We start from the raw sequence: 14,730 nt of genomic DNA, 5'->3' as shown, positions 1-14,730 counted from the left end.
TTCCGACACTGCCATTGTCTCTCAACGAGCATGTCGCGGCGCCGGGTTCCCCGACCGGGTGACGGTTATTCGAGGATGGTCAAGGGATCCCCGATACGCATGGTGCCGGTCGATTCGGGTACCAGGTTTGTGCCGAAGCACAGTTGGTCGCCGAAGCGGCGGTGCCGCGCCAGGGTGCGCAGCGGCTCCTTGCCACGCTCCGCGGTCTGCTGGTTCGTCGTCGTGACCACGCAGCGGCCGCTCCTCTTGGCGATGCGGAAGGTGACGTCGCCGATCGCGATGCGCGACCAGTCGTCCTCCGCCCACGGGGGTGTCTCGGAGACGACGACATTCGGCCGAAACCGGTTCATCGGCAGCGGGCCCTCGTCGGCATGGTCACCTTGAGCGATCAACGAGTTGAGGGCGTCGAGGGACGAGAGCGTCGTGAGGAGCAGCGGGTAACCGTCGGCGAAGCTCACCGTCTCGCCCGGACGCGCGTACTCGGGGTCGATGGGCCGCCTGGTCGCCGGGTCGTCCAGGTGCATCAGGCGTATCTCGGTGTCCAGGTACGCACTCCACCACGCGTGGGCCGCGCGGTCGGCGGGGACCGCCTCGACCTTGTCCGACCAGACCTCGATCGTGGTCGTCTCCCGCGGCTCGGGCACCTCGACGCTCAGCGGGTCCATCGCCGGGGCCGACAGACGAACGCCGCCGCCGGGGAGCTGCTCGGCGGCGGCCAACGCCAGGCGGGGATGCGGCCGTTGCGTGACGATCTTGTCGTCCGCGCCCACCAGCACCCAGCGCCGGTCTCCGGCCAGGCCCCACGGCTCCACGACGACCTCACGCGGAGCGTGCCCCCGAACCGCCTTGAGCGGGTGGACATGGATCGAACTGAGTGCTGGCTGCGACATGCCGGTAATTCTGCCAGCAGCCACGGACATCGCCCGTGGCTGCTGGGGGTGGGCCGGGGCGTTCCGGCCGTGTCGGGTCAGTAACCGCGGTACTGCTGGCGGTTGTACGGATCCTCGTACGGCGCGGGGGCGGGCCGCGGCGTGGCCGGGCGCATCGCCTCGTAGCCGGTCGCCTGGCCGGGCGCGGGACGCTGCGGCTGCTGGACCTGCGGGCCCGGATAGCCGCGCTGGGCGTGCGCCTGCTGTGGGATGTACGCGGCCGGGGCCGCCTGCATCGGGGCGGCCTGCGGGTGCGGATACCCGTACTGCGGCGCGGGCGCGGAGTGCGCCGACGGCAGGGCGGGCAGCGCGGCCGGCAGCGCCGGCAGGTGGCTGTTGCTGTCGTACGCGGAGGGAACCCGGATCGGGGCGATCTGCGGAGTACCCCGTTCCGCGACGAGTGAGTCGTAGATCGGAGTGTCCGGGAAGGACGGCGCGGAGTAGTAACCGCCGCCATATGTGGAGCGGGGGGAGGTCATGACACATAAGTTAAGCCCACGATGTGGTCGTTGGGGTAGACCGATAAGAGGGTTCTTTTGCGTGTCGTGTGTGACCGCGCGTCCTCAATGCGAGCGAACTTGGGGAAAACGGTCGTCACTCGGGGCAGTTTTCCTGTAGAGGTCGAAGATTTCGGGGGTTACCGGCGGTTGGCCAGTGATCTTCGAACGAGCCTCTGGGAGTCGCTGGGCCACAGGGAATATGTTGGCCGGTAAGCCGAGGTCGGGCGTTTGGGGCGGACATGACAATGGCTAAAGGCGCGAATGTCGGGGTGCGGGCTTCGGCCGTGCGCGTCGAATTGGTCCGGCGTGCGGGCCCCGGTGTGCCCGACGTCGACGCCTCGGCGCTCCTGCTCGCCTCCGGAAAGGTCCGCTCCGACGCGGACTTCGTGTTCTACAACCAGCCCGCGCACGCCTCCGGGGCGGTCCGGTACGAGGGCAGGTCCACCGGCGGGGGCGCTGTCACCGACACCCTCTTCGTCGACCTCGCGCGCGTGGAGCCCGCCATCGAGCGGGTGGTCCTCGCGGCATCCGCGGACGGCGGGGCGTTCGGGCAGGTGCCGGGTCTGTACGTCCGCGTCGTCGACGCGGCGGACGGGACCGAACTCGCCCGCTACGACAGCGCGGACGCGACGGTGGAGACGGCCTTCGTCCTCGGCGAACTGTACCGCCGTCAGGGAGCCTGGAAGTTCCGGGCCGTGGGCCAGGGCTACGACAGCGGCCTGGCGGGCCTCGCGACGGACTACGGCATCACGGTGGACGAACCGCAGAAGGCAGCGCCGCCCGCCGCCGCCCCTTCGGCTCCGCCCACCCCCGCGCAGCCCGCGCGGCTGACCAAAGTGACGCTGACGAAGGCGGCACCCACTGTCTCCCTGGCGAAGCAGGGCGGCACGTCCGGCGCCCTGCGCGTGAACCTTAACTGGGAGATGCGCAAGCAGTTCGGCGGCCGGGGGAACAAGCGCGCCCGGAACCTCGATCTCGACCTGTGCGCCCTGTACGAACTGACCGACGGGAGCAAGGGGGTGGTGCAGGCCCTCGGCGACGCCTTCGGCGCGGTGGGCAGGGCCCCGTACATCCACCTCGACGGCGACGACCGCAGCGGTGGCCTCGCCGCCGGCGAGAACCTCACCATCAACCTCGACCACACGAACGCGTTCCGCCGCATCCTCGTCTTCGTGACCATCTACGAAGGCGCGCGCAGTTTCGCCGACCTCCATGCGACGGTCACGCTGCAACCGGCGCACGGAGCGCCGATCGACTTCTCCCTGGACGAGTGCACGGTGCCCTCCACGGTGTGCGCGCTCGCCCTGCTGACGAACGACGGCGGCGATCTGACCGTGCAGCGCGAGGCCCGCTATCTCGTCCCGGAGCGGGGCGTCAGCCCGCAGCGCACCGTGGACCGCGCCTACGGGTGGAACATGAGCTGGACACGGGGTCGCAAGTAGCTTGGCGCAGCGCGGTGTTCACCCCCGGTCGGGCGCGGCGTACGTGCGTCCCTTCCAGGCCGCGCCCCGCCCCCTGTGGTGCTGCACGGCGGAATCCACCGTCATCAGGAGGTACAGCAGCGCGGTGAACGGCAGCAGCGGCGCCAGCCACAGCGTCTGCCGGTAGTAGCGCAGCATGGGGATGTACGTTCCCGCCATCACCGCCCAGGCGAGCGCGCCGAGCAGCGCGGTCGGCGCGCTGCCCGCGACCAGGCCGGCGATCAGCGCCGCGGGCGGCACCAGGTAGACGAGGGCGAGTCCCAGCACGGTGGCGAGCAACACCAGCGGGTTGTGCCGCAGTTGGGCGTACGCGCTGCGGGACACCATGCGCCACAGATCCGCGAGGCGCGGATACGGCCGCACACTGTCGACGCGCTCGGCCAGGCCGAGCCAGATGCGGCCGCCAGAGCGCTTCACGGCCCGCGCGAGCGACACGTCGTCGATGACCGCCTGCCGGATCGCGTCCGGGATCCGCGCCCGCTCGGCTGCCTCGGTACGCAGCAGGACGCAGCCGCCGGCCGCCGCGGCCGTGCGCCCGCCCTGCCGCGCGATCCAACGGAACGGGTACAGCTGCGCGAAGAAGTACACGAACGCGGGCACCACGAGCCGCTCCCACACGCTCTCCACGCGCAGCCGCGCCATCTGCGACACCAGGTCGAAGCCGCCCGTGCGCGCCGCCGCCACCAACTCCCGCAGGCTGTCCGGTTCATGCGCGATGTCGGCGTCGGTCAGCAGCAGGAACTCGGGGTCACGCGCGCGTGCCAGGCCGATGCCGTGCCGCACCGCCCACAGCTTCCCCGTCCAGCCCGCGGGCGGTTCGCCCGGTGAGTCGACCGTGAGGGAAAGCCCGCCGAATCGGTCCGCGAGGGTGCGCGCCACCTCGCCCGTGCCGTCCGAACTGCCGTCGTCCACCAGGAAGATCTCCGCCCGCCCCGGATAGTCCTGGGCGAGCAGCGACGGCAGGCTGTCGGGCAGCACCTGCGCCTCGTCGCGGGCCGGCACCACGACACACACATCCGGCCAGCTATCAGGTGCGGTGCGCGGCGGCAGGCGCAGGTCCGTACGCCAGAAGAAGCCCTGACACAGCAGCAGCCACAGCCACGCGGCGAGCGAAGCCGCGGTGATCCACACAACGACGTCCATCCGCCGCAGTCTGCCCCACCGGCACGGGCATTGTCGGGCCCATCGTCTATGGTTTTGGGGTGAAGATCGCGCTGATGGACTCCGGAATCGGACTGCTCGCGGCCGCCGCCGCGGTACGGCGACTGCGCCCGGACGTCGACCTCGTGCTCTCCTCCGCCCCCGAGACCATGCCCTGGGGGCCGCGCACGCCCGAGGACGTGACCGAGCGTGCGCTCGCCGTCGCCGAGGCCGCCGCCGCACAGGGCCCGGACGCGCTGATCATCGCCTGCAACACCGCCTCCGTGCACGCGCTGCCCGCGGTGCGCGCCCGGCTCGAGCCAGGCATCCCGGTCATCGGTACCGTCCCCGCGATCAAGCCCGCCGCCGCGGGCGGCGGCCCGGTCGCGATTTGGGCCACCCCGGCGACCACCGGAAGCCCCTATCAGCGGACGTTGATCCGGGATTTCGGGGGCGGCGCCCAGGTCACCGAGGTGCCCTGCCCCGGCCTCGCCGACGCGGTGCAGTGGGCCGACGAGGAGGGCATCGACCGGGCCATCGCGGCGGCGGCGGCCCTCACGCCTCGTGATGTAAGGGCCGTTGTCCTGGGCTGCACCCATTACGAACTGGTCGCGGAGCGTATCCGTGCCGCGGTGCAGCAGCCCGACGCATACCCTTCCCCAAGCTCTCAACAGAGGTCGAGCAGGGGAGACCCCATTGTCCTGCACAGTAGCGCGGGCGCCGTCGCCGCACAGGCGCTGCGCCGGATCGGCGAGAGTCTGCAGACCGAGCCCGATACGCGCGGCCGGCTCACCGTGCTGCTGGGCGGCCGGGAGGACACGCTGCCCAAGGAGGCGCTCGCCTACGCGGAAGGTCGCGATCTGCAGGCGCTGAGCCACGCGGGGTGAGCAACCGCACCGGCCCGACGCACAGGGCTGCGCAAGCCGGTGCCGGACCCGCGGAACATGAGTAGGCTCGAGGGCATGAGGGAACACGCCCCCGACGAGCACGCAGGGCGACGCTCTTCCGCCCACGCGACCGACATCTGGACCGGCCGCGCACACAACCGTGTGCAGTGGTTCCTGGCCTGCGGCGGGCTCGCCTGCCTGGCCCTGGGCATCGAGCTGGCCGTGGACAACTCCTGGGCCACCGGAATACTTGCCCTGGCCATGTCCGTGGTCGGCCTGATCGCCGTGGGCCTGCTCATCCTGTTCGGCACCCTCGCCTTCCTGCACGTCGCGGTGAAGGTCGACAAGGACCACCTCGAAGTGCGCTGCGGCCACGTGGGCCTGCCGCGCCGCCGCATCCCGCTCGCCCATGTGGTGGAGGCGGACGTCGCGCCCCGCGTCACGCCCCGGCAGTGGGGCGGCTGGGGCTACCGCTGGCGCCCGGAGATCGGCACGGCCGTGGTGGTGCGGCGCGGCGAGGGCGTGGTGCTCCGCCTCGGCGACGGCCGCAGGTTCACGGTGACCGTGGACGACGCGGAGAGCGCGGTGCGGCACATCCGCGACCGCCTGAAGCCGACCGCCGCGGGCCCGGTCGTCTGAGCCGACCCGCCCGACCTACTCAGTCGAGGCCGCCCTGGAGGAATTCCAGGGCGGCCTCGTCGTCGCCCGGCGGCCCGTTCGTGAACGGTTCCGCCGTGGCGATCCCGGCGAGCAGGCCCACGCCCGCCGTCACGGTCGTGAAGCTGAGCGCGTTGCCCACCGTCGCCATCGCGGCCACCGCGGTCAGGGCGGCGCCCGCCGCCAGCACCACCTGCGTCGAGCGTGCGGAGCGCCACAGGACGTACAGCAGCCAGCAGTAGGCCGCCGCGAGCAGCAGCACGCCGATGAGCCCTTGTTCGGCCGCCACCTGGAGGACGGCGGAGTGCGGCTTGCCATCGGAGAGCGGGGCTTGCGCGAGCGTCGGGCTGAGGTCTTCGAAGCGCCCGGGCCCCGTGCCGAGAGCGGGATGCACCTCTGCGAGGTGCACGGCGTCGTGCCACAGCAGGATCCGCCGGTGCGAGAGCCACGTCTCCAGGGAGGCCGTCGATCCTGCCGGCAGGACGCCCTTGGCGAGCGCCACACCGAGACCGGCCACCACCGACGTCGCGAGGCCGAGGCCCGTCAGGCCGAGCGCCCGGCTGCGCAGGCGGGCCGCCGCGAGCGAGCACAGGACGACACCCGCGCACACCGTGATCCCGGCCGGCGAGTCGACGGCGGCGGCCACCGCCACGCTGCCCGCCGCCAGAACGTGCAGCACGACCCGCTGTGGCGGCTGCCGCGCCGACCAGGCCGCGCAGCACAGCGCCCCCGCCGACAGGGCGAGCAGCGCCGCCGTCGCGCCGACCCGGCCCAGCGGCGTCACGACATCCGGTGCGGGGGCCGCGTACGGGGCGGTGAGCGCGAGACACAGGCCGCCGAGCCCGACCGCGCAGGACGCGGCGACCGGCACGAGCGCCCCGCCGATGCGCCCGCACGCGTACCCCGCGATCACGGCGAGCACCGCCAGGAGGATCCCCTCCGGTCTGCCCGCGCGCGCGGTCGCGCTGATCAGCGACCACGCCGCACAACACCCGAGAACCGCGACACCCACGGCGTCCGAGGCGCCGCGGTGCTCCCGCAGCGTGCCGTCCGTCGCCGCACCCGTCGACCACCCCGTCGCATCCACCCGTCGCCCCCCGACGTAGCCGGGCCCCGGACGCGAGGCCGGACGCGGCCGCGCTGTCGGGAACCCGGCCACACGCTAACGGCTGGTGGCCCGCGGCGGACCGGTGTTGCACAGGAACGTTCCGCCGTACGGGCCGGAGCGGGGCGCGCCGACCGTCATGTCGGTGTGACAGTGTCGCGCCGTACACTCCCCGGGTGACCGCCACCGCACCTCCCGTAGCCCCGTCGGACGAGCCCGCAGAGCAGTCTGTGCTTTCGAAGGTTCGCTCCCACCTGCGGCGGTCCGTTCCCCTCGCACTCGCGGTGATCGCCGGACTGCTCCTGTACGTGAGCTTTCCGCCGCGTGAGCTCCCGTGGCTCGCGCCGATCTCCTTCGCGCTGTTCGGCGTGGCCGTGTACGGGCGGCGGCTGAGGGCGGGCTTCGGACTCGGCCTCGCCTTCGGGCTCGCCTATTTGGTGCCGCTGCTCTCCTGGACCGGCGTCGACGTCGGGCCCCTGCCGTGGCTGGCGCTCGCCGCCGCGGAGGCACTGCTGGTCTCGCTCGCGGGCATGGGCATCGCCTATGTGTCGCGGCTTCCGCTGTGGCCGCTGTGGGCCAGTGGCGTCTGGATCGCGTCCGAGGCACTACGCGCGCGTGCCCCGTTCGATGGATTCCCGTGGGGGAAGGTCGCGTTCGGGCAGCCCAGTGGGGTGTTCCTGCCGCTCGCCTCGCTGGGCGGCACCCCGCTGCTCGGCTTCGCCGTGGTCCTGTGCGGCTTCGGGCTCGGCTCCCTCGCGCTGCGGGTCAGGAAGGTGCGCCGGACGTCGTCCGAAGGCGCATCGTCCCTCAAGGGCCTGTCCTTCCTGAAGGACAAGGGCATCGCCGTCGCGGCCGCGTTCACCGTCGCCCCGGTCGTCGCCGGAGCGCTCGCGATGCCCCTGGTGGCGACCTCCGCCGAGGCCGGCACCGCGCGCGTGGCGCTCATCCAGGGCAACGTGCCGCGGATGGGCCTCGACTTCAATTCCCAGCGCCGGGCCGTGCTCGACTACCACGTGCGCGAGACCATGAAGCTCGCCGCGAAGATCAAGTCGGGGCAGGTCGAGCGCCCCGACCTGGTGCTGTGGCCGGAGAACTCCTCGGACATCGACCCCTACACCAACCAGGACGCCTACGACGAGATCACCAAGGCCGCGCAGGCCGTCGGAGTGCCCATCTCGGTGGGCGCCGTGGTGACCCCGCAGGACGGCAAGCCCCGCAACCGGCTCATCCAGTGGGACCCCAAGACAGGACCGGGGGCCGTCTACGACAAGCGGCATCTGCAGCCGTTCGGCGAGTACATGCCGTACCGCGGCTTCTTCCGGATCTTCAGTAAGGACGTCGACCGGGCGGGCAACTTCGTGCCCGGTAAGAAGCCCGTCGTCTTCGACATGTCGGGCACCAAGGTCGGCAACATCACCTGCTACGAAGCCGCGTTCGACGACACGGTGCGCGACCAGGTCCGCGAGGGCGCGCAGATCCTGTCCGTGCCGAGCAACAACGCGACGTTCGAGCGCAGCCAGATGACCTACCAGCAGCTGGCCATGGACCGCGTGCGGGCCGTCGAGCACGGACGGGCCGTGATGGTCCCGGTCACCAGCGGGGTCAGTGCCGTGATCGCGGCCGATGGCTCGCTCGAGCAGCAGACCGGCATGTTCGAGCCCGCCACCCTGCTCGCCGACGTCCCCAAGCGCACCTCGCAAACGCTCGCCACGCGCGTGGGCGCGTGGCCTGAGGCGCTGCTCGTCGCGATCGGCGTCGGGGGCCTCGGCTGGGCCGTCGTGCGGGCCCGCGCGGGGCGTCGCTCGGACGCCTGATGGGGCTTGTGGCCTGCCGGTTCGTTGGGGCGCACAGGTAGGCTCGTCGGCATGGCGACTCCTGAATTCATCCGTACGATCCGGGCCTCCGCGGGCCACCAGCTGCTGCTTCTGCCGGGGGTCAGTGCCATCGTCTTCGACGACGAGGGCCGGGTGCTGCTCGGGCGGCGCGCCGACTCCGGCAAGTGGTCGATCATCGGCGGGATCCCCGAGCCGGGCGAGCAGCCCGCGGACGTCGCCGCGCGCGAGGTCTTCGAGGAGACCGGAGTCGAATGCGTCGTCGAGCGGGTCGTGCTCGTGCAGGCGCTGCAGCCGATCACGTATCCCAACGGCGACCGGTGCCAGTTCATGGACACGGCCTTCCGCTGCCGGGCCACCGGCGGCGCGGCGCGTGTCAACGACGACGAGTCGCTGGACGTCGCCTGGTTCGCCCTGGACGCGCTGCCGCCGCTGGAGGAGTTCTCGCTGTTCCGGATCAAGCAGGCCCAGTCGGAGGGACCCACATGGTTCGAGACCATGACCGAACGCTGAAGTATGGGTGCCGCCCATATCGGGCGGCGCCGATCGGCTGCCTAGGGTGCCAGTCATGACGCCGCACACCCCGCTGACCGCACCCGCCGCCCCCGAACTGGATCTCGGCGGGCGCACCGCACTCGTCACCGGCGCAGCCAGTGGCATCGGCCGGGCCTGCGCCCTGCGCCTCGCCGCGGCGGGCGCCAAGGTGAGAGCCGTGGACCGGGACGCGGCGGGGCTCGAGGCACTGGCAGGGGAGGCCGAAGGCGTCGAGCCGTACGTCCTGGACCTGACCGACCTCGACGCCGCGGAGGAGGCGGCGGTCGGCACCGACGTCCTCGTGAACAACGCCGGGATCCAACTGGTGCGGCCCATCGTGGAGTTCCCACCCGAGGTCTTCCACACCGTGCTGACCGTGATGCTGGAGGCCCCGTTCCGGCTGCTGCGCGGTGCGCTGCCGCACATGTACGGGCAGGGCTGGGGCCGCATCGTGAACGTGTCGTCGGTGCACGGACTGCGGGCCTCCGCCTACAAGTCCGCGTACGTCGCCGCGAAGCACGGGCTCGAAGGCCTGTCGAAGACCGCCGCGCTGGAAGGCGCGGCGCACGGTGTCACCTCGAACTGCGTGAACCCCGGCTATGTGCGCACGCCGCTCGTCGAGCAGCAGGTCGCCGACCAGGCCGCCGCGCACGGCATCCCCGAGGAGCGGGTGCTCGGCGAGGTGATGCTGCAGGACAGCGCGATCAAACGGCTCATCGAACCTTCCGAGGTCGCCGAGGCGGTCGCGTATCTGTGCACGCCGCATGCCTCGTTCATGACCGGCACCTCTCTCGTTCTCGACGGCGGCTGGTCCGCCCACTGAACTCCGGTTCATTTGTCCGGTGTTGATGGGTTTCACGAGTATTGCGGTCCCTCGATCGGGTGGCCGCGATTTCGAGAAGACGCGAGTTGTCCACAGGGCTGGCAGGCCCGACCGTTCGACGGGTAATCCTTGTCCGCATGTCGCGCCACCAACCGCACTCATCCGCCGCCTCCGGCCCGGTGACCACCGAGGACCCGCAGGCCCCGTTCCTGGAACTGCTCGCCAGGGGCGCCTCAGCCGATGCCTACGAACAGCCCGTGCTGCTCGCCCGGGCCGAGGGCCGGGCGCCCGAGCGGATAGCGGCGCTCGAGGCGGCCAAGGCGCTCGCGCTGCGCGTACGGGCGGAGATGGAGGGCAGACGGCGCCGCGAGGCCGAGCTGTCCGCGCTGTTCGAGACCGCGCACGACCTCGCGGGCCTGCGCGACCTGGACGCGGTGCTGCAGGCCATCGTCCAGCGGGCCCGCTCGCTGCTCGGCACCGACGTCGCGTATCTGACGCTGAACGACCCGGTCAGGGGTGACACCTGCATGCGCGTCACCGAGGGCTCGGTGGCGGCGCGCTTCCAGCAGCTGCGCCTCGGCATGGGGGAGGGGCTCGGCGGCCTCGTCGCGCAGACCGCGCGGCCGTATGTCACCGACGACTACGGGCACGACGTGCGCTTCCAGCACACCCGCAGCATCGACGCGGGCGTGGGGGACGAGGGGCTCGTCGCCATCCTCGGTGTGCCGCTCATGCTGGGGGCGCAGGTGATCGGGGTGCTGTTCGCCTCCGATCGGCGCGCGCGGGTCTTCGAGCGTGAGGAGATCGCGCTCCTCGGGTCGTTCGCCGCGCTCGCCGCCGCGGCCATCGACACCGCGAACCTGCTCAGCGAGACCCGGCAGGCGCTGAACGAGCTGGAGCGCGCCAACGAGATCATCCGCGATCGCAGCGGCGTCATCGAGCGCGCGTCCGACGTGCACGACCGGCTCGCCGAGCTGGTGCTGCGCGGCGGCGGAGTGCACGACGTGGCCGCGGCCGTCTCCCAAGTCCTCGACGGCACCGTGGAGTTCACGGAGGCGGAGGCGGCGCCCGACCACGCCCTCGAAGCGTCCCGCGCCGACGGGCACGCGGTGCGCCACCGCGATGACTGGGTCGCGGCCGTCGCCGCGGGCGGTGAGCTGCTCGGCGCGCTCGTGCTGCGCGGCCACCCCGGCCTCGACCCGGTCGACCAGCGCACCCTGGAGCGCGCCGCCATGGTCACCTCGCTGCTGCTGCTCGCCCGGCGCTCCGCGGCCGAGGCCGAACAGCGGGTGCGCGGCGAGCTGTTGGACGACCTCCTGGACGGGCGTGACCGGGACCCGCGGCTGCTGCGCGAGAGAGCGGAGCGGCTGCACGCCGACCTCGACGCGCCCCATGTGGTGCTCGCCGCCCGCCTGGAGAGCACCGACGGCGCCGAGCAGCAGGCGGCCGCGCGCCGCCGCCTGTGGTCCGCGGCCAACCACCTCGCGGCGACCCGGCACGGCCTCGCCGCGGCGCGCGACGGCGGCACCGTCCTGCTGCTCCCGGCGGACACCACCGCCGCGTCGGAGCTGGCGTCCCAGGTCGCGGCCCGGCTCTCCGAGGCGATCCACGACAGCGTCACCGTGGGCGCATCGGCGCCGGTCACCGACCCGGTCGGGACGGTGGCCGCCGCGTACGCCGAGGCGCAGCGCTGCCTCGACGCGCTGCGGCTGCTCGGCAGAACGGGGCAGGGTGCGGCGGCCGAGGACTTCGGCTTCCTCGGACTGCTGCTCGCCGACAGCCGGGACGTCGGCGGCTTCGTCGCCCGCACGATCGGCGACATCGTCACCTACGACGAGCGCAAAGGGACCGATCTGCTGCGCACCCTCGACGCCTACTTCGCGTCCGGCATGAGTCCGGCCCGTACCAAGGACGCGCTGCACGTGCACGTGAACACGGTCGCTCAGCGTCTGGAGCGGGTGGGCCGGCTCCTCGGCGATGACTGGCAGTCGCCGGAGCGCGCACTGGAGATCCAGCTCGCTTTGCGCCTGCACCGCTTGTCCGCCCCCGACATAGCCTGACCCCGCCCGCGAGGCCGAGCGCGAAGGCGATGGTGGAGGTGGTCGCGTGGCCAGTTGGTGTCCGTTCGGTTTGGTGTCCGTTGGGTCAGTGGCTCACGGCATGGGCCTCGATTCGGGCAGAGTGAGGGCGGAGTGGGCCGGTCGCCTCTCCGGGGAGGGCATGGTGGTGAGGCTGCGCAGTCTGTCGTTGCGTCGCTCCAGAGCTTGGGGTGTCGTCGGGAAGAGGGTGGCGCCGCCCTTGCCGACCAGTGCCTGGTTCATGGTCACGAACTCACGGGTGTGGTGTTCGTAGGCGTCGAAGCCCGTGACGTGGCCGTTGTCCGCCAGGGAGTCGGCAAGCATGTACGCGCCCACGAGAGAGAGGCTGGTGCCCTGTCCGGTGAGGAACGAGGGAGCGTACGCGGCGTCGCCGAGGAGTGCGACCCTGCCGCTGGACCAGCGGGGCAGGTGAATCTGCCCGACCGCGTCGAAGAACACGTCGTCGGCGTCGCGCATGGCGGCCAGCATGTCCGGGACGTGCCATCCGGCGTCGGCGAACACCTCGGCGACAAGGTCGCGATGGGCTATCGGGTCCCTGAAGGCGTCGAACGGTGGGTTCGGCCGGGCGAAGTTCAAGAAGGCGTGCACTTCGTCGTCGTCCCCCGCGGCATACAGCGCCGCGGCTCTGCCCGGGGCGTTCCACATCACGGTCTCGTGGGAGAGCCCGAAGGTGTTGCGTATGGGGAACACGGCGAAGCAGTAGCCGAGGTACCGATGGAACTGTTCTTCGGGGCCGAACAGCAACTCCCGTGTACGCGAGTGCATCCCGTCCGCGCCGAACACCATGTCGAACGTGCGCCTGCTGCCCCCGTGGAAGGTGACATCGACTCCGTGGTCCGACTGGTCGAGGGCGGCGATGGAGTCGTTGAACATGAACTCCACGTCGTCCCGGACCGCTGTGTAGAGGGCGTCGGTCAGATCCCCGCGTCGTACCTCCAGGTCGTGCCCCGCGACACCACCGGTGACGTCGTGCGGGTGGACCGAGGCCACCTGGCTGCCGTCTCCTTCGAAGAAGGTCAGACGGCGCAAGTCGATGTGCGCGTCGCGCAGTTGCGGCAGGATGCCCATCCTGCGGACGACTTCAAGTGCGGTGCCGCGCACGTCGATGGGGTAGCCGCCGCTTCGCAGCGTGGCCGCCTTCTCCACCACCGTGACCGAGTATCCGTAGCGGTTCAGCCAGAACGCGAGGGTGGGGCCCGCGATACTGGCCCCGGAGACGAGGGCCGTGCGCCTCGGTGCGGTTCGTGTGCCGGTCGGCTCCTCGGTGCGGGTCATGCGTTGGCTCCTTTGCTCATGGTGCGTGTGACGAAGAGGGACAGCGCCGTGACGACGCCGGCGACGATGAAGCCGGTGACGAAGGCCGATTCGGCCGGCACATCCGACCCGGAGGGGGTCCGGGCGGTGAGGAGCGCACCCGCGAACTGCGCACCCACGGCGAAGCCGATCACGCGGGTCACCAGGACCAGGCTGGTGGCGATGCCGGTGTCGCCTTGGTCGACGGAGGTGGCGGTGCTGGTCACCATCGCCGTGACGCACAGCCCGTTGGCCAGGGCGATCAGTGCCTTGCCGGCGACGAGGTGCCAGGTGTCGGTGTGGACGGCTGCCAGGGCAAGCAACGCGGCGGCCATCATGACGACTCCGGTGGTGACCACCGCACGCGAGCCGAACCGCCGCGCACCCATCCCACCGATGGGCCCGGCCAGCGAGGCGACCAGGGCGCCAGGTAGCAGGAAGAGGCCGATCTGGGTGGCACTGGCCCCGAATCCGTAGGCGTCGGTGGGCACCGCGAACAGTTGCGGAACGAGATAGACCGCCACCGAGGTGCCGACGCAGATCACGAACGTCAGTACGCAGGACTTCCACACCGCGGGCCGGGCCAGCATGCGCAGGTCCACCATCGGTGAGACCGCACGGCGCTCCACGGCTGTCCATCCGGCCACCAGCCCGGCCAGGACCAGGAGGAGGGCGCCGAGCACGAGTGGCCGCGAACCGATGTCGGGTGCCGTCGCGAGGACGAGCATGAGGGTGACCAGCGTCCCGCTCAGGAGAAGAAGGCCGGGCCAGTCGATCCCCGCACCGTCCTGCCGTCCCGGTGAATCATGTGGCATCAGTCTGTTCACCAGCAGCGTGGAACCCATGACCGCGATCGTCGGCAGCGCGAACATCCAATGCCGGGACAGGCCTTCGGCCACAGGGCCCGCCGCCAGTGTTCCCGCCATCCCGCCGCCGACGAACAGCCCGCTGACCACTCCGATGGCCACCTTCGACTCTCCCGCAGGGAGATGCTTGCGCACCACGATGAACGACAGGGGCAGCGCGCCCACCATGGCGCCCTGCAGTACCTGACCGAGCAGCAGCACGGGCAGGTTCGGCGCCAGGGCGGACACCAGGCCACCGGCCGAGACGACGGCCATGAGCCGCGTGAGGACCCGCTTCCCTCCGTAGCGGTCGCCGAACTTGCCCGCGACGGGTGTGATGAGCGCGCCGGTGATCAGGAGCACGATGCTGAGCAGCGCTCCTTCGGAGGGGCTCATGTCCAACTCACGTTGCAGAAGCGGGAGCGTCGGTGTCACCACCGACTCCAGGGCACCTGTGGCGACCGCCAGCAGGCCGAGGGCCCCGACTGCGGTCTTCCCGATGGGGACCGGTGGCGCCAGGGTCGTGGTCATGGGCGTCCCTTCGTTCATTGCCGGGTGGGGGAGGCGGCGCGTTCGCCGTGCTGATGACGAGGAGTGTGTGGTGC

At 71.6% G+C, this 14,730-nt stretch carries 13 protein-coding genes; 7 read left to right on the top strand and 6 right to left on the bottom strand.

Annotated elements, in window-relative coordinates:
• Positions 1 to 65 precede the first annotated feature (65 nt).
• Together ABT004_RS00920 and ABT004_RS00915 are read right to left on the bottom strand one after the other, a co-directional pair.
• Positions 66 to 890, bottom strand: a complete 825-nt coding sequence (locus tag ABT004_RS00920; RefSeq protein ID WP_351330491.1) for an MOSC domain-containing protein — start codon at positions 888 to 890, stop codon at positions 66 to 68.
• A 77-nt stretch (positions 891 to 967) separates the two neighbouring features.
• Complete coding sequence (locus tag ABT004_RS00915) at positions 968 to 1,408, bottom strand: DUF6643 family protein (RefSeq protein WP_351330490.1); 441 nt, start codon at positions 1,406 to 1,408, stop codon at positions 968 to 970.
• A 266-nt stretch (positions 1,409 to 1,674) separates the two neighbouring features.
• Here ABT004_RS00915 and ABT004_RS00910 point away from each other — a divergent pair, with 266 nt between their 5' ends.
• Positions 1,675 to 2,871 carry a TerD family protein gene (locus ABT004_RS00910; protein ID WP_351330488.1) on the top strand — a complete coding sequence of 399 codons (1,197 nt, stop codon included), beginning with the start codon at positions 1,675 to 1,677 and terminating at the stop codon, positions 2,869 to 2,871.
• Positions 2,872 to 2,889: 18 nt separating this feature from the next.
• Here ABT004_RS00910 and ABT004_RS00905 read toward each other — a convergent pair whose 3' ends face one another.
• On the bottom strand, positions 2,890 to 4,053 hold the full coding sequence (locus ABT004_RS00905) for a glycosyltransferase (RefSeq protein ID WP_351330487.1): 1,164 nt from the start codon (positions 4,051 to 4,053) through the stop codon (positions 2,890 to 2,892).
• 59 nt (positions 4,054 to 4,112) lie between these two features.
• Here ABT004_RS00905 and ABT004_RS00900 point away from each other — a divergent pair, with 59 nt between their 5' ends.
• Together ABT004_RS00900 and ABT004_RS00895 are read left to right on the top strand one after the other, a co-directional pair.
• Positions 4,113 to 4,937: a glutamate racemase gene (locus ABT004_RS00900; RefSeq protein WP_351330485.1), complete on the top strand. Its 825-nt coding sequence runs from the start codon at positions 4,113 to 4,115 to the stop codon at positions 4,935 to 4,937.
• A 75-nt stretch (positions 4,938 to 5,012) separates the two neighbouring features.
• Complete coding sequence (locus tag ABT004_RS00895) at positions 5,013 to 5,576, top strand: hypothetical protein (protein ID WP_351330483.1); 564 nt, start codon at positions 5,013 to 5,015, stop codon at positions 5,574 to 5,576.
• A gap of 19 nt (positions 5,577 to 5,595) precedes the next feature.
• Here ABT004_RS00895 and ABT004_RS00890 read toward each other — a convergent pair whose 3' ends face one another.
• Positions 5,596 to 6,681, bottom strand: coding sequence for an O-antigen ligase family protein (locus ABT004_RS00890; protein WP_351330481.1), 1,086 nt, complete (start codon positions 6,679 to 6,681; stop codon positions 5,596 to 5,598).
• Between the two features lie 194 nt (positions 6,682 to 6,875).
• Here ABT004_RS00890 and lnt point away from each other — a divergent pair, with 194 nt between their 5' ends.
• From lnt to ABT004_RS00870, 4 genes are all read left to right on the top strand, one after another.
• Entirely contained in the window at positions 6,876 to 8,513 is a 1,638-nt protein-coding gene (gene lnt, locus ABT004_RS00885) for an apolipoprotein N-acyltransferase (RefSeq protein ID WP_451186885.1), read from the top strand.
• A gap of 51 nt (positions 8,514 to 8,564) precedes the next feature.
• On the top strand, positions 8,565 to 9,044 hold the full coding sequence (locus ABT004_RS00880) for an NUDIX hydrolase (protein ID WP_351330479.1): 480 nt from the start codon (positions 8,565 to 8,567) through the stop codon (positions 9,042 to 9,044).
• 55 nt (positions 9,045 to 9,099) lie between these two features.
• A complete protein-coding gene (locus ABT004_RS00875) occupies positions 9,100 to 9,888 on the top strand; it encodes a 3-hydroxybutyrate dehydrogenase (protein ID WP_351330477.1) in 789 nt (262 codons plus the stop codon).
• Between the two features lie 137 nt (positions 9,889 to 10,025).
• A complete protein-coding gene (locus ABT004_RS00870) occupies positions 10,026 to 11,948 on the top strand; it encodes a helix-turn-helix domain-containing protein (protein ID WP_351330476.1) in 1,923 nt (640 codons plus the stop codon).
• Positions 11,949 to 12,041: 93 nt separating this feature from the next.
• On the opposite strand, the gene ABT004_RS00865 is transcribed toward ABT004_RS00870, so the two are convergent.
• Positions 12,042 to 13,262, bottom strand: a complete 1,221-nt coding sequence (locus tag ABT004_RS00865) for an FAD-dependent monooxygenase (RefSeq protein ID WP_351330475.1) — start codon at positions 13,260 to 13,262, stop codon at positions 12,042 to 12,044.
• On the bottom strand, positions 13,259 to 14,656 hold the full coding sequence (locus tag ABT004_RS00860) for an MFS transporter (RefSeq protein ID WP_351330473.1): 1,398 nt from the start codon (positions 14,654 to 14,656) through the stop codon (positions 13,259 to 13,261). The genes ABT004_RS00865 and ABT004_RS00860 overlap by 4 nt, the downstream gene beginning before the upstream one ends.
• Between the last annotated feature and the right edge of the window lie 74 nt (positions 14,657 to 14,730).

The organism is Streptomyces sp. NPDC002790, assembly GCF_040295505.1.
GTDB lineage: Bacteria > Actinomycetota > Actinomycetes > Streptomycetales > Streptomycetaceae > Streptomyces.
This window is presented reverse-complemented; position numbering and strand designations above follow the sequence as displayed.